The organism is Paenibacillus antibioticophila, from assembly GCF_000455265.1.
GTDB lineage: Bacteria > Bacillota > Bacilli > Paenibacillales > Paenibacillaceae > Fontibacillus > Fontibacillus antibioticophila.
Genome location: NZ_HG005146.1, coordinates 1 through 26,290, shown reverse-complemented (window position 1 = coordinate 26,290; position 26,290 = coordinate 1). Strand labels below are relative to the sequence as shown.

Genomic DNA, 26,290 nt, shown 5'->3' with positions numbered 1-26,290 from the left:
GGCGTAGGGGCTCGTACGGCGATTTTAGTGCAAAAAGGCATTAAAATTTGCCTGGCGGGAGCTCGGGCGATGATTTTAGTGCAGAAAGGCACTAAAATTTGCCGGCGTGGGACTCAGGCGACGGTTTTAATGCACAAAGGCACTAAATTTGCGGACGTGGGGATTGTGCGGCAGGAGTAATATAGATGCAGGCCCTGCACTTAAGTCCCCAGTACTCTGCGCTTAAATTCCCAGTACCCTGCGCTTAAGTTCCGAATTCCGCTGGAAAACAGGGTGCATAGTTTACTAACTACAAACAGTAGATTAGTTCAACAAAAGGCAACATCCCCCTATCGCTGCAACTTGCCTCTAATTCAAGGTGCCGATATGATGAAGGAAAACAGGCTGCCAGCTTGGCCGAGAGAGGCAAGCTAGAAGAGTCAGGCTAGGAGAGTCAGGCTAGGAGAGTCAAGCTGGCAGCGATCAAGGAGGGGCACTTCATCATGAGTTTAGGGCTTACACCCGGCGAGCTCCTTCCTCGCTCGTTCTACTCGGTCTCGGCATTGGAGGCGGCCCCGCTGCTGCTGGGGCAGATTCTGGAGCGGGATACCGAGGAAGGGGTAATCCGCTGCCGGATTGTGGAGACAGAGAGCTATGGCGGTGTAGAGGATAAAGGCAGCCATGCTTATGGCGGGCGGCGCACAGCACGCACGGAAGTGATGTTTGGCGAGGGCGGGGCCGCCTACGTGTATTTGATCTACGGCATGTACCACTGCTTGAATGTGGTAACCGGGCCGCAGGACGATCCGCAGGCCGTCCTGATCCGGGCGGTGGAGCCTCTGACGCTGGAGGACGAAGTCCTCATGAGGCGCTGCCGCGGCTCCCTTGTGCGCCGGCCAGCGGACTTGTCGGGAGGACCCGGCAAATTGTGCCGGGCTCTGGGGATCGACAAGGCGCTGAACGGCGCACTGTTCTATAGCGGCGCCAGTCCGCTGCGGCTTGCCGCAGGAGGGCCGGGCGCCGGCGTCAGCGGGAGCGGCGAGAGGATCGTCGCCGCGCCGCGCATTAATATTCCTTATGCAGAGGAATATGCGGCGAAGCCCTGGCGCTTCTATTATCGTGACAATCCGTATGTATCCATTATTGATAAAAATTCTGAAGCCCGCTCGAAACCTTCTTCGGACTTCCCGCGTTTGTTTAATAAGTAGATAAATGCTGGAAATTTAAAGGAGGATTAACATGCGCAAGATCCCATCAACAACACGCGTGGCTGCAGCCGCACTGGCCCTGACCGTTGCGGCAACCGCCGTTCCGGCCATACCTGGCCTGTCCGGTCTGCCGGGGCTATCGGCTCTGACGACTCAAGCCGCAGCAGCGGAGAAGACTATTTATACATTGAATACCAAGCCGTTCAAGCAATCGGGGCAGCTCTATCTGCCTCTTCGGGAGGTCGCTCCGCTGTTAGATCTGCAGCTAACCTATAACTCATCTGCCAAGACCTATCAGCTTACAGGTATTACCCAGATCGCCCAGTTCAAGGCCGGCAGCGCCAAAGCGACCAGCAAGAGCGGAGCCGTCTTGTCTTTGGGGGCATCTGTCCTCGTCAAGAATGGAGTTACCTATGTGCCAGCCTCGCTATTCTCCAAGCTATTTTCCATTCCGATCACCTCTTCAGGCGGACAAGATATCAGCTTCTCCTTTACCTCGCGCTACCTTTTATCGAGTGCAGGGGATATGCTGTTCTGGCTTAACCGTACTCAGAATGCGCTCTATGGCGGCCGTGCCGGGACGCTTCCTTCGCGTCTGGGGTCGATCAATCTAAGATCACCGGACTGGCTGTACATGGACGCGAAATCCGTGGATAAGGACACTTACGTGCTGGAGATCAGCAACGCCCATGGGGAGCCTCATATATTCAATGACCGAATCCGGGTTCTTATCCATGGCGGCAAGCAGGTATATCAGGCCGGGTACTCCTATGGCGGTCCTTCTACGGTGAATTTGCTTCCTGATGCACTGAGCCATAAGGGACAAATCATCATGAATTACGGTCATTATGCCGATTTGGTGTCACCGGATGGAACCGCACAGGAGACCATTCGCTTTGAAAATTACGGGGCGGCGGATGAGGTCTACAGTCTTGAGGCCATAGAGGATGATTTTTTCTTGATTCGGGAATACACCCTGGGCACGCTGCTGCTGGTCGACCGGAGCTCCGGCGTTTCCATTCCCCTGTATCTTAGCCTGCACAGCGAGGAATCCATTGAAATGATTGAGCAAAGTGAATGGGGAATTGGCGACGGGCTAGTCTACATGGGCAGAACCGGGAATCAGCTGGAATTTTCTGTCAGGACTCCTTACTCCAGCGCGGATCCTGCGGTGAAGTTCTACACACTTCCGTGAGCGAAATGATCCTGTTCTTTCTATAAAACCAGAGGACGTTCTCCCGCAGCTCGCTGCTGACGGGAGAACGTCCTCTAGTTGTGCTTTTATGATACCTCGGTCCTGATCAGTCTTCAAATGCTGCCTTCACATGCTCCGGAGACCGTTCCCACCACTGTTCATTGGTATCCAGCAGCAGCTTCTTGAGCAGTTGCTTTTGTTCCGGCGACAGCCCCTCCAGGAGCACCTTCCGCTTCAAGGCATAGTCCATCCGGTTCACATGATCGGCAAGAATCTTCCAGCCGCGTCTGGCTTCCGTATCAATCCACATCTCGCAAGCCGTCAAGCCTCCGTAAAACTGCCCTTCCGGCGAGCGATCCACGGCAACCCATACGATCCATACCTGACGCCCGTTCGGAACGTCGTCCCGGTTCATAGAGAACTTGATTCCCTTCTCCACTTTGCTCTTCGCATGCATTGCACCGATATCAATATAGGCTTCATCGCCGTCAAGAATAACGGGTGACATGCTGTTCAGGTCGATGGAACCGGCCCCGAACCCCTTGTGCTTGCTCTTATCCTCATTGCTGATAATGTTCAGCGCAAATATTTTCTTCTCTTTATTCATATGCTCCTCCTGAAACCGGATCAGATTAATTTAATTTTAGCTAATAATCTCCCAAATGCAAACATATACATGCTGTAGATGCTTGTCAACGGGAGGTATCCATTGTATGACCCGACGAACTACTATTCTCGGCTTCTCTATTCTCGCCATTTGCCTTATTGTCGGCACGCTCCGCTACTCTCTGGCCTCACCGCCCGGTGAAGAGGCTTCCTATGCCCCGGAACAGGTCAAGCCCCTGACTGCCTCCGAGACGCTGGTCAAGGCCGACTCAGGCAGCGGCAAACCGGCTCCTTCTGCAGCCGAGAGCATTCAGCAGCCTACAGCTGAGGTGCTCAGCAACCGGGTTACCGAGTACCACATTCAGGTGAAGCTGGATGAACAGAATCGTGTACTGACCGGCACTCAGACGGTCACCTGGACGCACCCCGGGAAAAAGGCGGTTAATGAGCTGTATTTTCACCTGTATCCAAATGCCTTCGCCTCCGCCAATACGACCTTTATGAAGGAATCCGGCGGCAAGCTGCGCGGAGATGTGATGCCCAAGGACGGCTGGGGCAGCATGGAGCTGACAGAGATCCGGACTACGGACGGTATTTCACTGCTCCACCGGATCCAGTTCGTACAGCCTGATGACGGCAACGCAAATGACCAGACCCTGGCGAAGGTCCGCCTCCCGGTTACGGTTCGGGGCGGGGAGAGCATTACGCTCAAGATTCAGTTCAAGGTCGAGCTGCCTAAAATATTTGCACGCATGGGAGCAGCCGGCGACTTTGTGATGGCTGGTCAATGGTTCCCGAAGCTCAGCGTCTACGAGCCTGCCGGAACGAGAGGCCGAACTGCCGAGGGATGGAACCTTCATCAGTATCACGGCAATTCTGAATTTTATTCCGACTTCGGAATTTATAGCGTGAATATCGATGTCCCTGACCATTATACGGTCGCAGCCACCGGCTTCCAGACCAAACCCGCTGTTCGAAAGGACGGCCGCAAGTCGATCCAGTTCTACGCGGATGATGTGCATGACTTCGCATGGTCGGCATCCCCTGATTTTGTCTATGTCGAAGAGCCCTTCTCCTCCTCGGAAGTGCCTGGGGTACGGATCAAGCTGTATCTCGACCCCAAACATGAGGATTTAAAGGAGCGTTATTTCTATGCGGCCAAGGTTGCCCTGGCAAATTTCAGCAAGTGGTATGGAAGATATCCTTACTCTACCCTGTCCATCGTCGTGCCTCCGGAAGAAGGCAACGGGGCGGGCGGGATGGAGTATCCGACCTTAATAACGGCATTCGGCGCATCCAGCGATTCCCCCAGCTATGATGAGCTGGAGCGCACAGTTATCCATGAGATTGGGCATCAATTTTTCTACGGAATGGTCGCAAGCAATGAATTTGAAGAGGCCTGGCTGGATGAAGCCTTTACCTCCTATGCGGAGGATAAGCTAATGGAGCAGGAATTCGGCATTCAAGCCAACCTGCCTGTTCAGTCCGCTATCATTACTTCGCCCGTATCCCTTACCGAAGTAGCTTGGAAGTACGGATCGGGAGACAATTACGCTAAAAATGTATATTATCGCGGCAAGCTGATTCTGCTCGATATTGAGCGTCAGGTCGGGGCGAAGACGATGAAGCGAATCATGTACAGCTATAGCACCAAATATCGCTTCAAGCATCCGACTACGGCCGACTTTGAACGGATTGTTGAGCAGACAACCGGACGAAGCTGGAAGAGTTATTTCAAGCAATATGTATACAACGGCGGGATGGCTGATTTTGCCGTAGAGAATATTCAGGTGCAGGAGATCGCATCCAAGGAAGGAACGCCTTTGTACGAATCGGTTGTTACCATCCGGCAGTTGGGCAGCGATGCATCCAAGATTCCTCTGCTGTTCAGCTTTAAAGACGGGCATACGGAGAAAAAGGTCTGGAACGGGGAAGGCGAACAGATCGAGCTGAAGCTTCAATATAAGGAGCCGATCGATTTTGTTCAGATTGATCCAGACTATTCTCTGGTGCTGGAGAACAAGCATATCAACAATTATCTCAAACACGAGATCCAGGAACCGGTTGAGACTCGGACCACCTTAAGCGTTGTAAAATTACTCGAGTCATTGCTTGGGCTGCTTGTATGGTAAGGGAATCACCGAATTACCCTTGGGAGGGAAATGCTATGACCTATGTTAAACAAGGATGGGGACTTGTCCGAAGCCAGTTTCCCTCTGTCATCATCCTGTTTCTATATCAGCTGCTATGGGGCTTCTTTCTTTACCGGATTGTAAATATGGCGGTTATCGCCGTGTTATCCCGGTATCCCGATCCTCCGCCGACCGAGATCAGCCGTCTGCTGTACGGGTTAGAGGCACAGCTTGAGCTGCAGCATAATGCTGCTGTTCATCAATATCTGTGGATACTCCTTGGCATGATTGCCATACGGCTGCTGCTCAGTCCCCTGCTGGAGTCCGGCATACTCTACGGACTGCTCCCGCAGGATTCCCGAAAGAGCGGTCTCCCCTTCTTCCGGGGAATGAAGGAATTCTGGAGGCCCGTGGCCCTCTTTTACTTGCTGGAGCTGGCACTCTTGTCCCTTCCCTTCTTCTGGATCGGACCACGGCTACTTGATCAATTGCCATCACTTATCCGTGAAAGCAGTCCCTCCACCTCTCTTCTACTTATTAGCGGATATTTGTTGATCTATTTGATCTATGGCTGGCTAATTCATCAAGTCCTCCTGTTCATCAAATTCGGGTACCTCTTCAAAGCCGGACTCTGGACGTCTGTGCTGATCTGCTTCCGACACATGCTCCAGGGCATCTTGATCGCAATCGTGCTTGGCAGCCTAACGCTAGGCATATTCCTGGTGTTCGGTCTGTTCTCCTGGATCTTTACCGGGATACTGGCTCTTGTCCTACAGCAAACCTATCCTTTTATCCGAAGTCTCTTCCAAGTCTGGAGTGTAACCTCTCAATATCGGCTCTGGCATACTAGGTCACAGAAAGGTTAAAAAAAATTTACTTTTTAAAAACCCTTGCCCCTTAAGGCCTCCGAGTGATTTCGGAGGCCTTGAATGCCGCTTGGGCCTATAAATCTTGCGATTTAGCCATTGCCAAAATATACTTGCCTTTGCTACAATAGCAACAGAGCAAATTCAGTAACAGTTTTGTCATTATTATTGTCATCCTTGGCAGGGATCTTCCTCCAGATGTCGAAATAATATTGCGACAGAAGAAAATCGAGCCGAATTCCCTTCACGGGGAACGGGGGAACCACTTTGGGTGAATTGATCTCGTAACAGAGGGATCATAGGGAGACCTTCAACCGAATCCTTAAGCTAACCTCGTAGGCAGTGGAAGGAGTTTTACCTTGAAGAAGCAACTCACAGCAGCAGCGGTAAGTTTAGCTATCATGTTTACACTCGGGGCTGGCAGCGCTTTCGCGGATTCCAAGCTGGATTCCGCTATCGACGAAGGCCTCGGCAGTAAATACGTCTCTGGTGGTACAACTACCAGCGGCTTTGACTGCTCCGGATTCACCATGTTTGTCTTCTCCAAGATCGGCATTAAGCTGCCGCATCAATCCGCTTCCCAATACAAGATGGGAACGGCTGTAGAAAAGGATGAGCTGATCGTTGGCGATCTGGTGTTTTTCAACACCTCAGGTAAGGGAGTATCCCATGTTGGGGTATATGTAGGGGACGGTAAGTTCGCTCATGCTTCTTCCTCCAAGGGCGTTATCATCAGCAAGCTGAGCGAAAGCTACTACGTGAAACGTTATGTTGGTGCTAAGCGCATTATGAGTACGGATAAGTACGAAGAGGTAACCAGTGAAAATACTACGGATCATGACGATGTAGAATAAGTCGAACGAGGCCCGCAGGAATTCTTAATGAATTCACTGCGGGTCTTTTTTATTCACTTAAGACTATTTACCCTGTTTCCGGCTGACTTAACCAGTTCTAATTGACCTTTTTTAGCCAGTTTTTATGATAAGCTTGCCAAGACTGGATAGGCTTTGGTAGAATAACTTAGGCAATAGTAACAACTTTGTAATCATTGCAGTAACCATTGCAGCTACGTCGTTCTTTTCGGGTGCAGACCACTAAGAACAGCCGAATTCCCGGCACCCGGGAAACGGGGGAACCACTTTGGGTGAATTGATCTATACATAAGAGATCATAGGGAACCTTCAACCGAATCCTTAAGCTAACCTCGCAGGCCTTGGAAGGAGCATTTACATCTTGAGAAAAGCAATCATTGCAGCAGCAACAAGCCTGACCGTATTGTTCACCATGGGAACGGGAAGCGCTCTTGCCGGAGAATCCACACTGACCAGTGTCGTCAATTCAGTCTATGGCACACCGTACAAATACGGTGGAGTTACCACTACCGGCTTTGATTGTTCCGGATTTACACGGTACGTCTTTAAGAAGCTTGGCATTGATCTGGCTCGGGTCTCGTCTGCCCAATACAAACAGGGCACAGCCGTAGCCAAAAGCCAGCTGCAGGCAGGCGATCTGGTCTTCTTTAATACGTCGGGCACAAGCGGCCGGGTCACCCATGTAGGAATTTACCTTGGAGACGGGGAATTCGCCCATGCCTCATCATCAAATGGAATCAAGATCGATAGTCTGGACAGTTCTTATTACAAAAACCGTTATGTCGGAGCAAAGCGGATCCTCAGCAAATATACTTATGCCAAGTATGCTGTAGAAGCCTAATGATGTTCATCCTTGCCGCAGCGATTCTTGCCGGAATCGACTGCGGTATTTTTATTGCTACATTCATTAAACGCAAGAATTCTCAAAAAGGTTACTTGCTATATCCTATTTTTTATTTATGAGCTTACCTTACCCTTCATATACCCATACTCTGGAAAACAAAACAACCGAAAACGCCTTTACAAGCGACCCATTTCCCGTTAGAGTGAGTTTAAAAAGGAATGGGACCCACTCCTGTCGAAGATATATTCTCTATCGCTAAAGGAGGCGCAAAGATGGAACAACCTGCCGTACCATTTCGTGTTGTACCAATGGAAGAAAGCCATGGGGCCGATATTTGTACCTGGAAATATGATTCCCCTTATGATGTGTATAGCTGGCTCCCTTGGGAGCAGATGAAAGCGCTTGATGTAGAGTTCGGCAACCCCACGCTCCGCGCCCAGCAATACGTCTCTTTACTGAATCCGCAAGATGAGCTTGCCGGATTTGCTCAATATTTTCCCATGGAGGGCGTCACCAGGCTCGGAGTAGGTATGAGGCCGAACCTGTGCGGTCATGGTCTGGGCAAAGACTTCGTCAAGGTGATTGTCGCCGAAGCCAAGCGGAGAAAGCCGCAGGATGTGATCGATCTGGAAGTGCTGACCTGGAATACCCGGGCCATTCGCGCTTATCAGAAGTCCGGGTTTGTGATTACAGACCTTTATGAGAAGATGACCCCGGGAGGAATCTCCAAACCCTATTACTGCATGGTATATCGCGGATAACCTCATTATGCTATCTGCTGTGATCAAGATCACGATTTGTCAGTGTTTTTTTTGGAAATCAACCAATTTCGTTACTTTTTTTGACACAAAAGCTATGATCAGCTGTGATGTTCCGTTATAATGGAAGGAGCAGCTTACATAGAAGGGACGAATTGGAATGCAAAAGTGGATCATGAGCGGATTACTTGCGGTGGCTTGCATCTTTGCGGCCGCGCTTATGTTTACCTTGCCAGGCCGGGATCAAGTCGCCCAGGAAGAGAAGCCTCAAATGCCGGCCGTTACGCTGAATGCAGAGCAAGCCGAGACGATCGTTAATAATAACTGTATCGCCTGTCATGGAGATCAGCTTCAAGGTGCAAATGCTCCTGAACTGGCTCATATCGGCTCCACACTATCTGCAGATCAACTGTACAGCATTATTACGAAGGGTAAGGGCGGTGGAATGATGCCTGCCTTCAAGGATAAGCTGAAGGAAGAGGAAATTGCCAACGTGGCCCTATGGCTGTCAGAGAAAAAATAGCTCGCACATAAATACGCCCGCCGGATAACGTATCCTGGCGGGCGTTCATCTTGCAGATCATGGAGAAGGGCAAAGCGGACTAGCCAGCCGTACGCTCCCGTTCAAATGCCTCATTATATTGATGCGCTTCCTTAATATCCAACGCCGTAATGCCTCCTTCTTCCCAGGAGGTCAGACGCAAGGTCACTGTCTTGTAATCAATCGTGATAAAAGGGTGATGATTAAAGGCCTCTGAAATCGCCGCAACCTCATCGACAAAGGCGATTCCTTTCATAAAGCTCGAGAAGGTATATTTTCGTATAATCCAGCGTCCCTCTTCCAGCTCCCAGCCTTCAAGCTTCTCCAAATGCGCTTCTACCTCTTCCGGTGTAAACGGCATTTTTGTTCCCCCTATTCTACCTCAATACATTCTATCATCGGTTTATTGTATTCACATTCATCGGTGTTCATGCCTGACGTACGACGTATCATCTGGTGCGCTATGCAGCCCGGAGGTGTCTGCTTGGTTAGCTTCTATTTTACCATGTCAGCCTGCCGAATCCAAAACCGCTGCCTCAAATCAACATGACCGAGGTCAATTCCTCTTCACCAATCAGGAAGTTAATCCGATGCCCCTCCGGATCATGTATAACTACGGCACTGCCCACTTCAATCACAGGCTCTGACCCAAGTCCATAGAATAAGTCCTCAGCCAGCGCCTCTTGCACCTCGGCCTTCGCCTCTTGATCCAGCTGCTCCCATTCCGATACTTCCATTTCAAAGAAAAGATAGCAGTCCTGGATTCGGCCAACGGCCTCCGTCAAATCCTTCAAAATATATTCATAATCTCTTCCATGTTTTACTCCCACAGCGAATATACCCCTTTCTATACAGTCCTAAAGGCCTGTATTCTTATTATACCGGAAAAAGCACCTTAAAAAAAAAGGCTGTTCTGTCGATAAAATAGATAAACTGGTATTCGGCTTCAATTTAACTGTCCCAGCAAGGATGCCCAGGGGCATGAACGCCAATTCAATTCTCTCAAGGACGAGGTGTGCAATGGAAATCTCAACTATTATTGGACTTATTCTCGGCTTCATAGCGCTGATCTTGGGAATGTTTTTAAAAGGAGCGCCTGTTGAAAGCCTGCTTGAAAATCCTGCGGCATTCGTAATCATTTTTGTAGGCACCGCCGCAACTCTGTTCGTAGGCTTTCCAATGTCGGAGCTTAAGAAGTTCCCGAAACTGATTATGTTAACGATCGTTAAGCCAAAGATGATCAGTAAAGCAGAACTTATCTCCATGTTCATGGAGTGGGCTACTATTACCCGCCGCGAAGGCTTGCTGGCTCTCGAAGCCAAGGTGGAAGAAATCAATGATGATTTCTTGCGGGGCGGCATGCGGATGATTATCGATGGTAATGATCAGGAATTCGTTCAGGACGTATTGACCGAAGATATTGCTGCCACAGAGGAGCGGCATAAAGCCGGGGCTCTGATCTTCTCCCAGGCAGGGATGTATGCTCCAACCCTCGGGGTACTCGGCGCCGTGGTCGGCTTGATTGCCGCCCTGGCTGATATGAGTGATATCGATAAATTGTCCCATGCAATTGCCGGCGCCTTCATCGCTACGGTCTTTGGTATCTTCACAGGTTATGTCATGTGGCATCCAATCTCCAACAAGCTGAAACGTCTGTCTAAGAAAGAGATGGAGGTGAAGCTCATGATGGTGGAAGGGCTTCTGTCCATTCAATCCGGTGTATCGACGATTGCTATCCAGCAGAAGCTGGCCGTATTCTTGACCCCTGCGGAGCGTGCGGAGATTCTGGAAAAGGGGGTTGGTGCGGGTGAGCAAAAGGAATAAGAAACACCAAGACCACGAAGAACATGCTGACGAAAGCTGGCTGTTGCCCTATTCCGACTTAATGACCCTTCTGCTTGCGCTGTTCATCGTACTCTTCGGGATGAGTAATATCGATGCCCAGAAGTTTCAGGAGATGAGTGAAGCGTTCCATAGCGTATTAACGGGGGGCAGCGGGATCCTTGATCACAATGCTCTTCAGAGCAGCACTATCAATGGGATCAGCGACAGCCAGTTGCCCAAGACTTCTACAGACGGTCTGATGAACCAGAAGAAGCAATTGATGCAGCAGGAGCAAGAAAGCCTTGAGGCCTTGAAGAAGCAGCTGGACACTTATATTGAAAATAACGGCTTAACAGACCAACTCGATACCAAGCTTAATCAGTCTCAATTAATGATCACGATTAGCGACAAGGCGCTCTTCCCGTCAGGAGAAGCGGATGTGAAGCCCGATGCCCGCGTATTGGCCAAGGCAATCTCTACTCTGCTTCAAGAATTCCCTGACTACGAAGTGATCGTGTCGGGCCACACGGATAATGTGCCAATCTCAACGGCGAAGTTTCCGTCCAACTGGGACCTCAGCTCGGCCCGTGCGCTTAATTTTATGAAGATTCTGATCTTGAATGAGAAGCTTGATCCGATGAAGTTCAGTGCGATCGGTTATGGTGAATACCATCCCGTTGCCAGCAATGACACCAATGTGGGCAGAGCACAGAACCGCCGAGTCGAGGTCTCCATCATTCGGAAGTATCAGGATGGCGATCAGCAGATTGGATTGCCGGCCACGAAAGAATAAATTCGTAAGAGAATTCCCTGCGGCTTCTTCAATTCAGCCGCACAATAAAAAGGGCTTATTCGCCAGATCATCAGATCGAGCGGTAAGCCCTTTTGCTAACTGTATCTGCTTACAGCAGCTTGTAATTCAGTGCTTCGCCAAGCTCCTGCTTCTCCTGTGGAGTCAGGTCGCGCCATGCTCCTAGCTTCTGGTCTCCAAGACGGATATTCATAATCCGAATGCGCTGGAGCCTGCGAACCTCATAGCCAAGCGCACTGCACATACGGCGGATCTGCCTGTTCTTTCCCTCCATGAGAATGATCCGGAATACACGGTCTCCGACCCGGGTTACCTTGCACGGCAAGGTCATCTCACCAAGTATCTTCACGCCTTCTCCCATGGCTCTCAGGAACGAAGGAGTCACCGGGCGGTCGACCGTAACAATATACTCCTTCTCATGCTTCCCTTCCGCACGGAGAATCCTGTTTACGATATCTCCATCGCTCGTCAACAGAATCAGACCGTCTGAATCCTTGTCCAAGCGGCCAATCGGAAAGATGCGTTTCTCATGACCGACAAAATCCACGATGTTTCCTCGAATATGACGCTCTGTCGTGCTTGTTATTCCTGTTGGCTTATTCAACGCAATATACACGTGCTGCTCCAGCTTCTCCTGAAGCGGCTTTCCGTTAACCCGGACATCATCGCCGTCTTCCGCCTGGCTTCCAAGCACTGCAATCTCTCCGTTAATGGTAACCTTTCCCGACTCTACAAGCCTATCGGCTTCTCGTCTGGAGCAATAGCCCGTCTCACTAATAAATTTATTAATTCTCACGCTTACTGTCACCCTTCATGCTTTACTCATCGATCTACGATCCGTTATCCCGCCGCTCCTGACTCTTCGGTCCGGAGTTCTCTCTTGGCACCCGGGAGAAGGATTGTAACCCGAGTTCCCTTACCAAGCTCGCTGTCAAAGTGGATCTTTCCCTGATGTCCTTCAATAATCCGCTGCGTAACCATTAGCCCCAGCCCGGTTCCTTTCTCTTTGTTCGTATAAAAAGGCTCCCCCAGCTTCTCCAAGCGGTCCTTGGAAATTCCCTCTCCCTCGTCTTCTACACGGATAACTGCATTCCCGTCATCCTCTTCTCCGACAAATAGAGAGATTTTCCCGCCGTGAGGCATAGCCTCCATGGCATTCTTCAACACATTGATAAAAACCTGCTTCAATTGATTCTCTTCACAGTGTACCAGAACTGGCGTCGAGTAGAAATGGGACTCAAATTCAATATTATGTAGATGCGCCTCGCTGTCCAATAAGGAGATCACGTCACCAATCGTAAAGCGGATATCCCTGATCTCAAACTGAACCGCCTGCGGCTTCGCCAGAATCAGAAATTCACTGACAATCAGATTGATTCGATCCAGTTCAGACAACATGATATCCGTATGGAGCTGATTGATGCTCTTGGAGCGCTGCTGCATCTGCAAGAATCCCCGAAGGGTCGTAAGCGGGTTGCGGATCTCGTGAGCTACGCCGGCAGCAAGCTGGCCTACTGTCGTAAGCTTCTCCGATCTGCGCAGCAACTCCTCCATCTTATTATGTTCTGTCATGTCTCTTGAGATGCTGATAAAAGCCACGATAAGTCCATCCTCATCATACACCGGCGATTCGCTAATACTGACATGCACCTGACTGCCGTCCTTGCGAAGACGTATGGTCTCTGTGAGCACGAACGGTCTGTCCCGCTCAATGGCCTTGTACCATCCGCTGCGCTCATCTGACGAGGTGGGAGGGATGAAGTCTAATCTGCTGCCGACAATCTCATCAGAGGTCCAGCCGTACAACGACTCAAACGCTTTATTGATCCGTGAGATCGTCCCATCCAGATCCGTGACATGAATGGCGTCCGCCGTCTGATTAATGATAGATTCCAGATGCTCGCGCATCAGGCGATTCTCTTCATTTCTCTGCCGGAGCTCTGTCATGTAATGATTCATGTTGTCTGCCATCTGGTCCATCTTCTGTGCCAGCTTGCCGACCTCGTCGTTGCGCTTCATCCCGATTCGGGCATCGAAGACACCCGCTGAAAAATGATTGACCCTGGATAAAATATGCTGCAGCGGCCGGATAAGCTCTCCAGCCATCAAGTAGCTGATAAATACAACCATAAGCAACAATAGCACCGAGACGCTTAGCTGATCCAGCATAAATTCGGACAGCACTGCGGTAATAGATCTGTAGCTGGAGACTACCCGTATGACGTAAGGCCGGTCTGAAAATTTTACCGGAATATAGCTCTCAAGCACCCGTTCTCCATTCCATTGAATCTCATATCTTAAGGGCTCAACCTGATCAGCGGCTGCAACGGCACGAAAAAAGGTGGTCTCCTCTAATTCATCCGACTCGCCAAAAAGGCGGGCTGACTCCCGCCTAGGTGCATAAGGATCAATTCCTGAGATATCAATCAGGCTGTCATTGGCTTCCATCGTCTCCCGGACAATGCGTTCCGTACTCGTCATTTGAAGCGCGGTAGATAGTGTAGTAGACCGAGCCTGCGGGTTCTGTCCGCCGATATATTCATATACCGCACGGCTCTGGCCGATCGCAAGCGCAATCTGCTTCGCCACCAGCACGGCATTGCTCTCGCTGGCTCTCTGGAGGCTGTCCCGGGTAGAGAAGTAGCTTAGAACTAGGTTCAAGGAAAGAAGAACTACGGCAAATATCGTCATCATTAGAGAAAGCTTTATTTTTATGGACATACAAGCCTCCTCAGGGAAATTAGTTGGAGAATTCTGGGTAGTTCGACATCAATTTCATCATACCTATAAGTAGGTCATTTGCAAAGACGTTGAAATTCCCAAATGTATTGCCTAGAATAAGAAATTATACCTAACTATTATCTATAAAAATATCCTTTATAAACAAGTTATCCACATATTATAGACATATTAACAACTCATAAACTGGATATGTGAATAGAACCGTGGATAAATTCGTACTTATACACAGTATTGTCCACAGTGTGTTAACAACGAATATTTGTTCGTTGGATTTTGTGTATAATAGACTAGCCGAGGGGGAGTGAATGTCCATGTCGACTTCGTTATTTCCTGCGCCTCCGGAGTCTGCCCATTCGCATGAATATTGGATGAAGCAGGCTATTGCAGAAGCCCGGAAGGCAGAGGAGCTTGGAGAAGTGCCTATTGGAGCAGTAATCGTATTTGGAGATATAATTGTCGGACGGGGATATAATCTGCGGGAGAGCTCTCGCGACGGTACCGCCCATGCGGAGATGCTTGCTATTCGTGAAGCCAGCAATACTCTGGGTGCCTGGCGGCTGCTTCATTGCCGGCTGTATGTGACTCTAGAGCCCTGCCCTATGTGCTCTGGAGCAATCGTTCAATGCCGCCTTCCCGAGGTGATCTATGGCGCTTCAGATCCCAAGGCGGGCTGTGCAGGTACGTTGATGAATCTGTTGCAGGAACCGCGTTTTAATCACCGTACGGAAGTATTATCCGGCGTCCTGGAGGAAGAATGCGCCTCTCTTCTGACCAATTTCTTCCGCAAGCTTCGCAAAAAGCCGGCACACCATCATCATCATTAAATTTAAAAGAGGGCTGCCTTCATCAGGCAGCCCTCTTCCTATCCAAAGTGCGGTCCTAGTAGCCCAGCCCGCCCATTTCCTGTTCGAACTGCTCCATGGTAATGGTATCCGTCGGAATTCCAATCTCGAACGTTTGCTTCTCGTTAATCTTGCTAAAGGAACTGTTGAACTGGAGTGCCAGACGCACCGTGTCCTTCGTAGAAGGATCATTGAACTCCAGATCAATATTCGCATCCTGATAGACAGGGTAATCCTTCTTATCAATGGCCGTATTTAATGTAAGCTCATGTACACTCAAATACTCCAGCATCTCATCCAGTGCTGCGCCAATCTCGCTCTGATTTTCCTCTTGCAGTCCTGTTCTGGCCTCCTCGATCTGCTCAGGCGTCACACCGATCAGGGACCGGTATTCTTCCTTCTCGATAATATCGAGCAGCTTCGGGGTAACCTTATGAATCAGAATCTCCAGGGCTGGCTTGACGTTATCGTTCGTTACCGAGAATTGAACAACCTGCTTGGCGGAGATGCCCTCAGGAAGCCCTGCATCCTTTGGATCAACATTCTTGAAGTATGTCGCTTCATCATACTCTGCGAACACAGCGCCCGTGATCTCCCCGGTCAGCTTCTTCGACTTATTAGGGTCGAACATTTCAGGGTTGAACTCTTGGCCGGATTGCTCGATCATTTCTTGCATATCCATCACCAGGAACTTGCCTACAACCGTATCCGGCAACGGCAAGAACGGAATGCTTGGAATTTTGATATACAACTTATCCTCAGTAACGACCATAGGAACCTTAATGGTGGTCGACATGTCGCCGGTAAGCTTGATTTCGAGCGTAAGCTCCGACTGCATCGGGTCTTGCTGATAAATACCGCTAATGTTGATCTCTGCATCCTTCAAAATGGAGAACACAGCCCCTACCTGCGCCGCAGTATACGAGGACGAATCATCAGAAGTGTAACTCAAATCCACAATTTTAATCTGATTGTCCATGACGTAAGACTCCATACTCAAGGCTTGAACAGCTGCGCTGCTCAGCGCCTCCTTGGGGTCCTTCTTGCCTGCGCATCCTGTCAGCACCAGTACCAGGGTAAATAACAAGATGAACGCCGCCTTATAACTCCTAACCAACATAAATACTCCTCTCTGTCCAATAAGACAAAAAAATTACAAACACTCCCATATATTAAACCAATATGCGCTAAGCGGAAACCCTTTTTAGAAAAAAGAGTTAATGAATTGCATTCTTCTTGAACCGTCCGCCCTTAACATCATGGATATTTCCTACAGCCAAAAATGCATGCTGATCGAAATGATTCACGATTTCCTTAAGCTTTGCTTCCTCAAGCCGCGTAACCACACAGAAAATAACCTTCTTAGGGTCGCCCGAAAATCCGCCCTCACCGCTCAGATAGGTTACACTACGGCCGAGACGATTGACAATAGCCGCGCCGATCTCATCAATTTGTTCACTGATAATCCATACCGACTTCGACTCGTTAAGACCGTCCACGACGATATCGATAGTCTTGTAAGCAATATAATAAGCCAGCAGCGAGAACAGCGCGCGTTCCCAGCCGAATACAAAGCCTGCACTAAGCAAAATAAAGAAGTTTATAAACATAATAATCTCGCCGACAGAAAAGGCTGATCTGCGGGAGAAAAGAATCGCAACGATCTCCGTTCCATCCAGCGATCCTCCAAAACGAATAACAATCCCGGTGCCGAGGCCCAGAAGAATGCCGCCAAAGACAAAGGCAAGCAGGGTGTCCGTGACAAAAGGATCTACAGGATGCAGCAAATAAGTACCCGCCGACATGACTGAAATACCGACCAGAGTAGAAATGGCAAAGGTCTTGCCAATTTGCTTATAACCAATGATCAAAAACGGAAGGTTAAACAGAAACAGAAAAATACCTAGAGGGAGTTCTGACAAATAAGAGGACATCACAGAGATACCGGTAATTCCGCCATCTGTAATCTTGTTCGGTACGAGGAAAAGCTCCAGGGCGACCGAGACGATAATGGCTCCAATTATAATAAAGCTGAATCGCATAATTATATTGCCTACTGATCTCTGCTTATGCTGAGATGCAGCCTTGGAAAAGGCCTCTTCAGCAGGCATTTTAGCATCCACGATGTTCAAAGGGCATCACGATCCTTTCAGTAATATAGCTCTCTCCATATCTCCTCTTCCACTTCCGTGTTATCATTTTTTTACAAGTCCTCTCTTTATTATGACATTTTATGAGCAAGCTGTCTTCCCTTATTCAAATTTGGCAGAAAAAAACCCGGCCTCTGCCGGGTCACTAAACCGTTACTCCGCTTCAGCCTCAGCTGCCTTGCGGATTGTTATGACGCACGTGGTTCCGGTTCTTCACCTTCTTCGAGCCTGACAGCGGCTCCGGACCGCCATGGCCATGTTCCCGATGCTGGCTGGTATCCGGCTGCGTTCCTGGCGTGGTATAGCCCTTTGGCTTGGTCATATGAAGAACACCTCCATTCTCCGATGGTGTGTACTGCCTCTGTTATCGTGCGGCATCTTGACCGGGTTTATGCAACATATTATGAACGGGAAAAATACTCAATGAGAATCGGGTTGATGTCATCAGCCATTTCATGATTAATCCCATGCCCTGTGTCCTCGAATAGACGTCTGTTCATTTGGTATGTCTGCAAAACCGTCCCGCCTCCAAGGATATAGAACGGATCTCTCTCCCCGATCAGATAGAGGGTCTTCCCGCGAAGGTCATTAATCTGGTCATTCGTAAAGGTATTCACCTTATGAAAACTCATGGCCATATTATTATAGCCCCGTAATAAATATGTATAATGCTCCACGATCAACGGATTGTCGGTAAAGACGGCGGTATTCTTTCCGGTGAGCTTGGTTAGCAGCTTAATGACATTCTTCTTGGTAGGAAACAAGGCCTCCGGCAGGAACACCCGAAGCATGGTCTTCATGGGGTGTCCGGCCGATTCTGCGGGTACACCTGAGGCCATAGAGACGACTCTTCCTACTCGTTCCGGTCTATGGACGGCATAATATTGGGCGAGATATCCTCCATGAGATACCCCGGCGAGATCAACCTGCTTAAGCTCCAGGCCATCGAGCAGATCATCAATCCATTCCGCGTGTTCAAACTCTTTCGTGTAGTTCTCATTGGGAATGCTTTTCCCGGGGCCGCCCAGCGTATCTACGGCATACAACCGAAAATGAGGCGCGAGCACAGCGGCATTGTAAATCCACATCAGCGCCGAATCATCTCCGACACCATGAAACAAAACAACCGGAGGAGCATCTTCTCTGCCGAATACATTGATATGAGTAGTCCCGTAGCGTGTAGGAACCTTAAAGGGAAGAACCTCGGTGCCCCACGCTTCAAGCAGACGGTCATAGGTATTTAGAATATTCTCCTTAGCTTTTCTCGTTCTGTAGATTTTCATTTAATGTCCCCCCACACCGATATACTGACTGAAAAATCTCCCTAGTAACGATGACAGCTCAAGCTGTGCCAGCGTTCTCTCCTCACTCGTCGCCTCGAAAGTACCGGAGAAATATTTGTGGAACACATAAAGCACCTTGGACTGATACTCCGCAGCCAGTTGCTCCACGTCGTCTCCTTTCATCCAGCCCTTGTCTATCATGAATGAAAACACCTTCTTATGGTGATCAAGAGGGACACTGAAGAGCAGTTGTCGATAAAGCTGAGCTGCTTCGGAATTTCTCTGCTTCTCTATCGTCAGCATACGGATCAGTTTATTGATCTTCTCCTCCAGCAAATAGCCTTCCAGATAAGCGATTCCGGCAGCAATAAAATTCTCGCGCTCAACCTTCGGAACAGACTCCAAAGCCTGAATGAACTGCTCCTTGCGCACCTGAGTCCACTGCTCCGACTTGTGGAACAAAGAATAGAGAATATCCTCCTTGTTCTTAAAGTGATAGTAGATCGAGCTTTCCTTAATCCCTACCGCCTTGCCGATGTCTCTGACGGAGACCGTTGAGTAACCGTCCACGCAAAAGAGATCCAAGGCCGCGCTCAATATCTTTTCTTTCGTATCCTGCTCAGCTTGCCTCATCAGTCTAATCCTCCTTATGTACCTAACAGTTGTTAGGTAAGAAGAGTTTATCTAACAACTGTTAGGTTGTCAATGACAAAAAAGGACTTAAACCATCAAGGTCTAAGTCCTTTGAACATTTTCAACTGGCGGAGAGGATGGGATTCGAACCCATGTGGGCTTGCACCCTAACGGTTTTCAAGACCGCCCCGTTATGACCGCTTCGGTACCTCTCCAAAGGTAAATCCAATTTGCGTAACAAATCAGATTTTACCACAATGGAATCATCTTATCAAGCTATTTACGCTTGGTAATTTCCTGTACATTTCCCATGTATGGACGAAGCACTTCCGGAATTTCCACACTGCCGTCTTCACGTTGGTAATTTTCCAGAATAGCAGCGACAGTACGGCCTACAGCCAAGCCTGATCCGTTCAGGGTGTGCACAAACTCCGGCTTCGCCTTCGGCTCCGGACGGTAACGGATATTAGCCCGACGCGCCTGGAAATCCTCTACATTCGAGCAAGAGGAAATTTCACGGTACATCCCGCTCTCGGGCAGCCATACTTCGAGATCATAGGTTTTGGCAGCTGTGAAGCCAAGGTCGCCCGTACAAAGCGCGAGCACCCGATAGGGCAGGTTCAGCAACTGGAGAATGCGCTCCGCATTGGCCGTCATTTGCTCCAATTCCTCGTAGGAGGAGTCCGGATGGACGATCTTGATCATTTCCACCTTATTGAATTGATGCTGGCGAATCAGGCCGCGTGTGTCGCGTCCTGCGGCACCCGCTTCCGAACGGAAGCACGAGCTGTACGCAACATATTTCTTCGGGAGATCCTCGGCACTCAGAATTTCCTCGCGATGATAATTCGTAACAGGTACCTCGGCTGTTGGAATCAGGTAATAATCGCCTTCGGTCAATTTGAACAGATCCTCTTCAAACTTCGGCAGCTGCCCGGTTCCATACAGGCTGTCCCGATTGACGATGTAAGGCGGCAGCATTTCTTCATAACCGTGATCCCCGCTATGCACATCCATCATGAAGCTGATCAAAGCCCGCTCCAGACGTGCTCCAAGCCCTTTATAGAACGTAAACCGGGAGCCCGTTACCTTTGCTCCGGCTTCAAAATCCAGAATGCCCAGCTCCAGCGCGATATCCCAATGCGCCTTCGGCGTAAAATCAAACGTCCGCGGCTCGCTCCAGCGGCGAATCTCCTCATTCTGTTCCTCGGAGGCGCCAACAGGCACGCTGCTATGAGGAATGTTCGGAATGCTCATGGTCAGCTCTTCGATGCTCGCTTCAAGCTCGCGTACTTCATCATCCAGCGCCTTGATCCGGTCGCCTACCTCGCGCATTTCCAAGATCAGCTCTTCCGCATCTTCCTTATTCTTCTTCCGCTTGGCCACCTCAGCCGATACGGTATTCCGGCGACTCTTCAGCGTTTCCGTCTCCTGAAGGAGCGCTCTGCGCCGTTCATCTAATTGAGGAAAGCCTGCGATTAGATCAAGCGATTTCCCCCGGTTATTCAAAGCTTCTTCGACACGCGCATAGTTATTGCGCAATATTTTTACATCCAACATTGGGTAGTCCCTCCTAGAATCTTGCCGTGACAGCCGTGTTATCATGCGTTGGTTCCGATAGAAGCTTGAACATGACCGTCAGAAGCGCCAAAACTGTGATGAAGAAAGAAAACCACCTTAACTCTGAATCAGAGTCAAGGTGTAGAAGACGTCGCCTTCCGATAATAATCTAACTTTATATTTTACAATATTTCCACTTAAATTACAATTCATCTGCCCTTAGATGACGTAATCATTCAAGCCTAGAACAGGTTCTTGATACCGTTAAACAGATCGCTGAAGAACTCTCCGATGGCTCGCATCATCAATGTAAACCAGCCCGCTTTTGTAGCTTCCTCGGTTGTAATCAGGTTCACTGTCTTCGTCAATGTCTGATCCATTCCATCCGGCTTAAAGGAGTAGGTCACGGTTCCAACCTTGCTGCCTTGCTGCAGCGGTGCGGTAAACGTCTCTGAATCAAGTTGAACTGCAGCTTCCACTGTGCTGATATCAGCGCCCTTAGGAATAACGAAGCTCACTGCTTCATCGCTGACGACAGGGATTGACGTATTCTTTGCCTTCTTGACCGTCACGCTCTCCATCTCTGCTACCGATGCTTTAGGAGCCACAATTTGCTTGGTCTCGAAGTTATTGAAGCCAAAATCCAGCACTTTGCGGGTTTCTACGAACCGGGCTTTTTCCGAACTTGTTCCCATCACGACACTGATCAGGCGCATACTATTGCGTTCTGCCGTTCCCGTGAAGTTATAACCCGCATTTTTGGTATGACCTGTCTTAAGACCATCCAGACCCTCATAAGCAAATTGCTTGAAGTTGGTGACATCCTTGTTGGCTTCCAGCATCCAGTTATAATTAATAATCGGCTCTTTATCCCGCTCCCGGAACTTATGGCTCGGAATTGCTGTAAAATCCGCAAAATCAGGGTGATCGGTAACAATATATTTCGCAAGAATGGCTACGTCCATCGCTGACATGACCGTCTCCTGATTGCCAGGCGTACGGAACTTCTCTGGCATATCGGCAATATCAAGGCCGGTTGAATTCGCGAAATGAGTTGTAGTCATGCCCATCCGCTTTGCTTCATCATTCATCATTTTTACAAAGGCTTGTTCCGAACCGGCCACATATTCGGCCAACGCAACCGTGGCATCATTAGCAGAGCCAACAGCCATGGCAATATATAGTTCCTTGATCGTATGCTGGTCCCCTTCAGCCAAGAAAATCCGGGAGCCAATGGTCTTGGAGGCATTTTCCCCAACAGTAACCACGTCATCCCAGCTGAACTTGCCTTGCTTCACGAGATCAGCCACAATGTATTCTGTCATCATCTTTGTCATACTAGCCGGAGGAAAAGGCGTATCCCCCTCAATGTTAAGCAACACCTGCCCGGAGACTGGTTCCATTAGGATCGCAGATTTCACCTGCAAATCAAGGGATTCTGCGGTAGGAATCTGAACAGCCTCAGTTTGAGTCGTCGTAGACTGGGAGTTTGAGGATTCAGCTGAATTGTTTGATTGCTCGCCCTCTGCCAGCGCCAGCGCCGGAACCAGAGAGAAGCACAGCATATTCAGAAGCAGAACGGAGGCCACAGCCTTACGCAAGCGATTCCGTTTTGGTTTTGAATTTGTGTGGTGTGCGGTATTCGGTTTCAATGTTCTTAAAGCTCCTCTCTTATTCTCGTTCATTGCTTTATCTATTCTAACACAGGGCATACTGCAAAAAAAGACAAGCAGACCGATTTCCAGCCTGCTTGTCTTTGTAATGCGGACATTTTGCTATAGAGAGTAGTTAGGAGCTTCCTTCGTAATCTGCACATCATGCGGATGGCTCTCGCGAAGACCTGCACCCGTAATCCGGACAAACGCCGTATCATTGCGCAGCTCATCCAGCGTCGGCGTTCCGCAATAGCCCATGCCGGAGCGTAATCCGCCGATCAGCTGGGTAATGGTATCCGAGATCGGACCTTTGTAGGCGACGCGTCCCTCGATACCCTCCGGTACCAGCTTCTTGTCGTCATCCTGGAAGTAGCGGTCTTTGCTGCCTTGCTTCATAGCGGCAAGCGACCCCATTCCTCTATAGACCTTATATTTACGTCCTTGGTAGATTTCCGAATCGCCAGGGCTCTCTTCTGTTCCTGCAAACAGACTGCCCAGCATTACTCCATGAGCACCAGCTGCGATCGCCTTGGTGATCTCTCCGGAATACTTAATCCCACCGTCAGCAATAATCGGAATACCATATTCGCGGGCAACGGTAGCACAGTCATATACAGCTGTAATTTGGGGTACGCCAATCCCGGCAATGACGCGGGTTGTACAAATCGAGCCCGGCCCGATCCCCACCTTCACCACAGATGCTCCTGCCTCAATCAGTTCACGGGTTGCTTCACCCGTTGCTACGTTTCCTGCTACGATGGTCAGTTTCGGATACCGGTTACGCAGCTCTCTTACCGCATCAATAATATTGATGTGGTGTCCATGCGCCGAATCCACTGTAATCATATCTACACCAGCCTGGACCAGTGCTTCCGTCCGTTCAAATGTATCTTTGGAAATGCCGACAGCGGCACCTACAAGCAATCTTCCTTGCGCATCCTTGGCCGCATTCGGGAACTGAATCGCCTTCTCGATGTCTTTAATCGTAATCAGTCCCTTGAGGACGTTATGCTCGTCCACCAAAGGCAGCTTCTCAATCTTATGCTTCTGGAGAATGCCTTCGGCTTCCTGAAGGGTGGTACCCACTGGAGCAGTTACGAGGTTATCCCGCGTCATCACTTCACTAATTTTAATGCTATAGTCATGCACAAAACGCAGGTCGCGATTCGTCAAAATACCGATCAGCTTGTGCTCTTCATTTACAATCGGTACACCCGAGATCCGGAACTTGCCCATGACATCCTCAGCATCCGAGACCAGATGATCCGGGGAGAGCGAGAACGGATTTGTAATAACACCGCTCTCCGAGCGTTTAACCCGATCTACTTCCTCTGCCTGCTGCTCGATGGACATATTCTTATGGATAACACCGATGCCGCCCTCACGCGCGATTGCAATCGCCAGTGCAGCCTCTGTCACGGTATCCATCCCTGCACTGATAAGCGGAATGTTCAGCTTGACGGTATCGCTAAGTCTCGTGGACACATCCACCTCTTTTGGCAAAACTTCCGACTTCCGGGGAACGAGCAATACATCGTCAAATGTAAGTCCTTCCTTGTTAAACTTATTCTCCCACACCTTTGGTTATCCTCCTCATGTTTAATCGGGTCCGGTCTTGGTTTTCCCTTATTATAACAACGCCGAATCACGGTTATAAAAATATATTATTGCAATCTTAGCAAAGGGGATATAGGCTGTCAAGACAAAGCACGGCGTTTATTTAAAGGCCTACCTTACACATACGAATGTCCGCTGTAAACGAACAAGAACCGCTATTCCTCTTCGGAATACACGGTTCTTCCAATTTTCTCCTCAATTCTATGGCTTATGCTTGGAGCTGGCGATGACTTGATCTATAATCCCGTAGCCCTTGGCTTCTTCAGCCGTCATAAAATAATCCCGGTCCATATCCCTGGAGATCCGCTCCAGCGACTGTCCCGTATGCTCCGCCGTAATTTCATTCAATCGCTCACGGGTACGGATAATTCGGCGGGCGCTGATTTCAATGTCGCTAGCCTGCCCCTGTGTGCCGCCATGCGGCTGGTGGATCATGACCTCGCTGTTTGGAAGCGCGAATCTTTTTCCCTTGGTGCCGGCCAGCAACAGAATTGCACCGAACGACGCCGCCATCCCCGCGCAGATCGTCTGCACATCCGGCTTGATGTACTGCATTGTATCATAAATAGCAAAGCCTGCCGATGTAGAGCCTCCAGGACAGTTAATGTAGAGATGGATGTCCTTTTCCGGGTCCTCTGCCGCAAGCAGCAGCAACTGCGCCGTAATACTGTTAGCTACCTGATCATCAATCGCCGAGCCCAAAAATATAATCCGGTCCTTCAACAAGCGGGAGTATATATCGTACGATCGTTCACCATGGCCCGTCTGTTCAATCACATAAGGAATAACCATATTGCTCATTTAATCCCCTCCATATAATCTAAGCCGCTGCTGCCATCGCGTACACACTCTGTACAGATTGGCTAGATGTTGATGTTGAAGCTTTGCGCCGGTTAACAGACTGCTTCCGAGACTGGGCATAGAGCAATGGGGCCACAGCCTCTCCTTGCACCCCATCATTCATTAACATGACCATCGCAGCCGTATTTTGCTGGCGGAATGCCTCCAGATAAGCGTACGTCCTAGATGAGTCCACCTCCGCTGACGAGTAAGAGCTTTTTTCTGCACCAGCACCTGTTGTCGGCCATTCCTTCTCTTCCTGTTGTCTAGGAGCACCGTTTCGGATTCTCAGCTTCACCCTGGCCCGGTGGAGAGCCGCTTTAATCGCACCCTCAGAGGTATTCACCATTGCTGCAGCCTCTGATGCTGTATAATGAAGCACGTCTACCAGTAAAAATGCCGTTCGCTGTCCTGGCGGCAATTGCTGTACCAATGTCTCCATCGCTATCCATACGTCCAAGGGATCTGCGGCGGGGTGCCGCGCCTCCTCCAACGGTTGCTGCGTTATAGCAGGTGACTTCTTCCGGCACTGGTCGATCCAAGCATTGCGGGCCACTCGGTACAGATAGGCAAGCGTAACCTGCTCCTCTTTCAGCCCCCTGTGAAATGCCGACCATACCTTAAGCAACGTATCCTGAACCAGATCATCACCTTCCCAAGGAGAGCCTGTCAACGCATGACAGTACTGCCGTAGATTCTGATGATGCAGGTTAATTCGATCCATATAGGATTGCGATCTCTCTTGCACCGAACCATCTCTGGAAGGACTAGCTGACTGTTCCCTTGGCATATCGGCTTACCTCCTGACTGTGGTTTCCCTCTATATTTGCTTTCATTGTTTATTAACGAGAAAATTGCTCTTAAAGATACGATATGAGAAATTTTATTTTTATTCAACCGGCACAAACTTTGGAGTTTGCTGATGCAATATCGTGGGCCTACTAACGCAATATCTTCAACTTGCTAATGCAATATCTTGGACCTGCTAACGCAACATCTTCGACCTGCTAACGGACATTTTGAACCATTAGCCGAATTTTTTGCACATTTTTGGAGGGTAACGGACATTTTCGGCACTTAGGACGCTCAAACGGCTCTGATTCACGCAACTCACCTATCTAAGCAGCCAAAATGTCCGTTACATTTCTGGATTCATCCATAGTGACCTTTAAGGAGACGTAATGTCCGTTAGACCAAGCATTTCCCCTCTGAGCAAGTGTATCGATTGCGATGCTTGCATGCTGTCTGCATTGTTTCGTGCATTACTCTAGTTACAACACATCAAGAAAAAGCAAAAAGCACCACCGGGTTATCGGTAGTGCTCTTTGTGTT

27 protein-coding genes, 1 tRNA gene and 2 riboswitches are annotated in these 26,290 nt (G+C 49.4%); of the genes, 12 read left to right on the top strand and 16 right to left on the bottom strand.

Translation table 11 applies throughout. The annotated features are described in order from the left end of the window. The 3 genes from TX85_RS27895 to TX85_RS25035 form a co-directional block, all read left to right on the top strand. The coding region (locus tag TX85_RS27895) for a hypothetical protein (RefSeq protein WP_044482656.1) at nucleotides 1–180 on the top strand (180 nt) is incomplete at its 5' end. A 302-nt stretch (nucleotides 181–482) separates the two neighbouring features. Then, nucleotides 483–1,187 carry a DNA-3-methyladenine glycosylase gene (locus tag TX85_RS25040; RefSeq protein WP_044482655.1) on the top strand — a complete coding sequence of 235 codons (705 nt, stop codon included), beginning with the start codon at nucleotides 483–485 and terminating at the stop codon, nucleotides 1,185–1,187. A 31-nt stretch (nucleotides 1,188–1,218) separates the two neighbouring features. Next, complete coding sequence (locus TX85_RS25035) at nucleotides 1,219–2,382, top strand: stalk domain-containing protein (protein ID WP_044482654.1); 1,164 nt, start codon at nucleotides 1,219–1,221, stop codon at nucleotides 2,380–2,382. 106 nt (nucleotides 2,383–2,488) lie between these two features. On the opposite strand, the gene TX85_RS25030 is transcribed toward TX85_RS25035, so the two are convergent. Further along, nucleotides 2,489–2,989 carry a YwhD family protein gene (locus TX85_RS25030; protein ID WP_044482653.1) on the bottom strand — a complete coding sequence of 167 codons (501 nt, stop codon included), beginning with the start codon at nucleotides 2,987–2,989 and terminating at the stop codon, nucleotides 2,489–2,491. A gap of 106 nt (nucleotides 2,990–3,095) precedes the next feature. On the opposite strand from TX85_RS25030, the gene TX85_RS25025 reads away from it, so the two are divergent. The 6 genes from TX85_RS25025 (at nucleotide 3,096) to TX85_RS25000 (ending at nucleotide 8,983) form a co-directional block, all read left to right on the top strand. Continuing rightward, nucleotides 3,096–5,120, top strand: coding sequence for a M1 family metallopeptidase (locus TX85_RS25025; RefSeq protein WP_044482652.1), 2,025 nt, complete (start codon nucleotides 3,096–3,098; stop codon nucleotides 5,118–5,120). Nucleotides 5,121–5,155: 35 nt separating this feature from the next. Further along, nucleotides 5,156–5,986 (top strand): hypothetical protein, encoded by an 831-nt coding sequence (locus TX85_RS25020; RefSeq protein ID WP_044482651.1) that lies wholly within the window; start codon nucleotides 5,156–5,158, stop codon nucleotides 5,984–5,986. Nucleotides 5,987–6,207: 221 nt separating this feature from the next. Next, nucleotides 6,208–6,343: riboswitch (cyclic di-AMP (ydaO/yuaA leader) on the top strand. A 2-nt stretch (nucleotides 6,344–6,345) separates the two neighbouring features. Beyond that, nucleotides 6,346–6,840 carry a C40 family peptidase gene (locus TX85_RS25015; RefSeq protein ID WP_044482650.1) on the top strand — a complete coding sequence of 165 codons (495 nt, stop codon included), beginning with the start codon at nucleotides 6,346–6,348 and terminating at the stop codon, nucleotides 6,838–6,840. A gap of 238 nt (nucleotides 6,841–7,078) precedes the next feature. Further along, nucleotides 7,079–7,214, top strand: a riboswitch (cyclic di-AMP (ydaO/yuaA leader). Between the two features lie 5 nt (nucleotides 7,215–7,219). After that, on the top strand, nucleotides 7,220–7,699 hold the full coding sequence (locus tag TX85_RS25010; RefSeq protein WP_044482649.1) for a C40 family peptidase: 480 nt from the start codon (nucleotides 7,220–7,222) through the stop codon (nucleotides 7,697–7,699). 275 nt (nucleotides 7,700–7,974) lie between these two features. Beyond that, a complete protein-coding gene (locus tag TX85_RS25005; RefSeq protein WP_044482648.1) occupies nucleotides 7,975–8,463 on the top strand; it encodes a GNAT family N-acetyltransferase in 489 nt (162 codons plus the stop codon). 157 nt (nucleotides 8,464–8,620) lie between these two features. Then, on the top strand, nucleotides 8,621–8,983 hold the full coding sequence (locus TX85_RS25000; protein ID WP_044482647.1) for a c-type cytochrome: 363 nt from the start codon (nucleotides 8,621–8,623) through the stop codon (nucleotides 8,981–8,983). Between the two features lie 79 nt (nucleotides 8,984–9,062). Here the strand turns inward: TX85_RS25000 and TX85_RS24995 are convergent, their stop codons facing one another. Together TX85_RS24995 and TX85_RS24990 are read right to left on the bottom strand one after the other, a co-directional pair. Continuing rightward, nucleotides 9,063–9,362 carry a 4a-hydroxytetrahydrobiopterin dehydratase gene (locus TX85_RS24995; protein ID WP_044482646.1) on the bottom strand — a complete coding sequence of 100 codons (300 nt, stop codon included), beginning with the start codon at nucleotides 9,360–9,362 and terminating at the stop codon, nucleotides 9,063–9,065. 175 nt (nucleotides 9,363–9,537) lie between these two features. After that, nucleotides 9,538–9,831, bottom strand: coding sequence for a hypothetical protein (locus tag TX85_RS24990; RefSeq protein WP_044482645.1), 294 nt, complete (start codon nucleotides 9,829–9,831; stop codon nucleotides 9,538–9,540). A gap of 190 nt (nucleotides 9,832–10,021) precedes the next feature. Here TX85_RS24990 and motA point away from each other — a divergent pair, with 190 nt between their 5' ends. Continuing rightward, the gene (gene motA, locus TX85_RS24985) at nucleotides 10,022–10,825 is read left to right on the top strand and encodes a flagellar motor stator protein MotA (RefSeq protein WP_044482644.1); all 804 of its coding nucleotides are present in this window, start codon (nucleotides 10,022–10,024) and stop codon (nucleotides 10,823–10,825) included. Next, nucleotides 10,809–11,618 carry a flagellar motor protein MotB gene (gene motB, locus TX85_RS24980; protein WP_044482643.1) on the top strand — a complete coding sequence of 270 codons (810 nt, stop codon included), beginning with the start codon at nucleotides 10,809–10,811 and terminating at the stop codon, nucleotides 11,616–11,618. The genes motA and motB overlap by 17 nt, the downstream gene beginning before the upstream one ends. A 109-nt stretch (nucleotides 11,619–11,727) precedes the next feature. Here the strand turns inward: motB and rluF are convergent, their stop codons facing one another. Then, on the bottom strand, nucleotides 11,728–12,432 hold the full coding sequence (gene rluF, locus TX85_RS24975; protein WP_044482642.1) for a 23S rRNA pseudouridine(2604) synthase RluF: 705 nt from the start codon (nucleotides 12,430–12,432) through the stop codon (nucleotides 11,728–11,730). A gap of 44 nt (nucleotides 12,433–12,476) precedes the next feature. Further along, complete coding sequence (locus TX85_RS24970) at nucleotides 12,477–14,357, bottom strand: sensor histidine kinase (protein WP_044482641.1); 1,881 nt, start codon at nucleotides 14,355–14,357, stop codon at nucleotides 12,477–12,479. 332 nt (nucleotides 14,358–14,689) lie between these two features. On the opposite strand from TX85_RS24970, the gene tadA reads away from it, so the two are divergent. Continuing rightward, the gene (tadA, locus tag TX85_RS24965) at nucleotides 14,690–15,202 is read left to right on the top strand and encodes a tRNA adenosine(34) deaminase TadA (RefSeq protein WP_101781227.1); all 513 of its coding nucleotides are present in this window, start codon (nucleotides 14,690–14,692) and stop codon (nucleotides 15,200–15,202) included. Nucleotides 15,203–15,257: 55 nt separating this feature from the next. Here tadA and TX85_RS24960 read toward each other — a convergent pair whose 3' ends face one another. The 11 genes from TX85_RS24960 to TX85_RS25630 all read right to left on the bottom strand — a co-directional run bounded on the left by TX85_RS24960 (nucleotide 15,258) and on the right by TX85_RS25630 (nucleotide 25,748). After that, nucleotides 15,258–16,337 (bottom strand): DUF6612 family protein, encoded by a 1,080-nt coding sequence (locus tag TX85_RS24960; protein ID WP_081671883.1) that lies wholly within the window; start codon nucleotides 16,335–16,337, stop codon nucleotides 15,258–15,260. 100 nt (nucleotides 16,338–16,437) lie between these two features. Beyond that, nucleotides 16,438–17,262, bottom strand: a complete 825-nt coding sequence (locus tag TX85_RS24955) for a YitT family protein (RefSeq protein ID WP_233500863.1) — start codon at nucleotides 17,260–17,262, stop codon at nucleotides 16,438–16,440. Between the two features lie 277 nt (nucleotides 17,263–17,539). After that, a complete protein-coding gene (locus TX85_RS26175) occupies nucleotides 17,540–17,692 on the bottom strand; it encodes a small acid-soluble spore protein P (RefSeq protein ID WP_071784261.1) in 153 nt (50 codons plus the stop codon). A gap of 79 nt (nucleotides 17,693–17,771) precedes the next feature. Next, on the bottom strand, nucleotides 17,772–18,653 hold the full coding sequence (locus tag TX85_RS24950) for an alpha/beta fold hydrolase (protein WP_044482638.1): 882 nt from the start codon (nucleotides 18,651–18,653) through the stop codon (nucleotides 17,772–17,774). Then, nucleotides 18,654–19,286, bottom strand: a complete 633-nt coding sequence (locus TX85_RS25635) for a TetR/AcrR family transcriptional regulator (RefSeq protein WP_049895241.1) — start codon at nucleotides 19,284–19,286, stop codon at nucleotides 18,654–18,656. It lies immediately after the preceding gene. Nucleotides 19,287–19,412: 126 nt separating this feature from the next. After that, nucleotides 19,413–19,501, bottom strand: a tRNA-Ser gene (locus tag TX85_RS24940). A gap of 61 nt (nucleotides 19,502–19,562) precedes the next feature. Continuing rightward, a complete protein-coding gene (serS, locus tag TX85_RS24935; protein WP_044482637.1) occupies nucleotides 19,563–20,846 on the bottom strand; it encodes a serine--tRNA ligase in 1,284 nt (427 codons plus the stop codon). A gap of 242 nt (nucleotides 20,847–21,088) precedes the next feature. Next, a complete protein-coding gene (locus tag TX85_RS24930) occupies nucleotides 21,089–22,498 on the bottom strand; it encodes a D-alanyl-D-alanine carboxypeptidase family protein (RefSeq protein WP_044482636.1) in 1,410 nt (469 codons plus the stop codon). 123 nt (nucleotides 22,499–22,621) lie between these two features. Continuing rightward, nucleotides 22,622–24,079, bottom strand: coding sequence for an IMP dehydrogenase (gene guaB / locus TX85_RS24925; RefSeq protein WP_044482635.1), 1,458 nt, complete (start codon nucleotides 24,077–24,079; stop codon nucleotides 22,622–22,624). A 240-nt stretch (nucleotides 24,080–24,319) separates the two neighbouring features. Beyond that, complete coding sequence (gene clpP / locus TX85_RS24920; protein ID WP_044482634.1) at nucleotides 24,320–24,919, bottom strand: ATP-dependent Clp endopeptidase proteolytic subunit ClpP; 600 nt, start codon at nucleotides 24,917–24,919, stop codon at nucleotides 24,320–24,322. A gap of 19 nt (nucleotides 24,920–24,938) precedes the next feature. Beyond that, nucleotides 24,939–25,748, bottom strand: a complete 810-nt coding sequence (locus tag TX85_RS25630) for an RNA polymerase sigma factor (protein WP_049895239.1) — start codon at nucleotides 25,746–25,748, stop codon at nucleotides 24,939–24,941. Nucleotides 25,749–26,290 lie beyond the last annotated feature (542 nt).

Bases quoted from the DNA above. Each gene is read 5' to 3' on its own strand.
- TX85_RS25040 (WP_044482655.1), top strand. From the start codon at position 483: ATGAGTTTAGGGCTTACACCCGGCGAGCTCCTTCCTCGCTCGTTCTAC.
- TX85_RS25035 (WP_044482654.1), top strand. From the start codon at position 1,219: ATGCGCAAGATCCCATCAACAACACGCGTGGCTGCAGCCGCACTGGCC.
- TX85_RS25030 (WP_044482653.1), bottom strand. From the start codon at position 2,989: ATGAATAAAGAGAAGAAAATATTTGCGCTGAACATTATCAGCAATGAG.
- TX85_RS25025 (WP_044482652.1), top strand. From the start codon at position 3,096: ATGACCCGACGAACTACTATTCTCGGCTTCTCTATTCTCGCCATTTGC.
- TX85_RS25020 (WP_044482651.1), top strand. From the start codon at position 5,156: ATGACCTATGTTAAACAAGGATGGGGACTTGTCCGAAGCCAGTTTCCC.
- TX85_RS25005 (WP_044482648.1), top strand. From the start codon at position 7,975: ATGGAACAACCTGCCGTACCATTTCGTGTTGTACCAATGGAAGAAAGC.
- TX85_RS25000 (WP_044482647.1), top strand. From the start codon at position 8,621: ATGCAAAAGTGGATCATGAGCGGATTACTTGCGGTGGCTTGCATCTTT.
- TX85_RS24995 (WP_044482646.1), bottom strand. From the start codon at position 9,362: ATGCCGTTTACACCGGAAGAGGTAGAAGCGCATTTGGAGAAGCTTGAA.
- motA (WP_044482644.1), top strand. From the start codon at position 10,022: ATGGAAATCTCAACTATTATTGGACTTATTCTCGGCTTCATAGCGCTG.
- TX85_RS24970 (WP_044482641.1), bottom strand. From the start codon at position 14,357: ATGTCCATAAAAATAAAGCTTTCTCTAATGATGACGATATTTGCCGTA.
- tadA (WP_101781227.1), top strand. From the start codon at position 14,690: ATGTCGACTTCGTTATTTCCTGCGCCTCCGGAGTCTGCCCATTCGCAT.
- TX85_RS24955 (WP_233500863.1), bottom strand. From the start codon at position 17,262: ATGCGATTCAGCTTTATTATAATTGGAGCCATTATCGTCTCGGTCGCC.
- TX85_RS26175 (WP_071784261.1), bottom strand. From the start codon at position 17,692: ATGACCAAGCCAAAGGGCTATACCACGCCAGGAACGCAGCCGGATACC.
- TX85_RS24950 (WP_044482638.1), bottom strand. From the start codon at position 18,653: ATGAAAATCTACAGAACGAGAAAAGCTAAGGAGAATATTCTAAATACC.
- TX85_RS25635 (WP_049895241.1), bottom strand. From the start codon at position 19,286: ATGAGGCAAGCTGAGCAGGATACGAAAGAAAAGATATTGAGCGCGGCC.
- serS (WP_044482637.1), bottom strand. From the start codon at position 20,846: ATGTTGGATGTAAAAATATTGCGCAATAACTATGCGCGTGTCGAAGAA.
- clpP (WP_044482634.1), bottom strand. From the start codon at position 24,919: ATGAGCAATATGGTTATTCCTTATGTGATTGAACAGACGGGCCATGGT.
- TX85_RS25630 (WP_049895239.1), bottom strand. From the start codon at position 25,748: ATGCCAAGGGAACAGTCAGCTAGTCCTTCCAGAGATGGTTCGGTGCAA.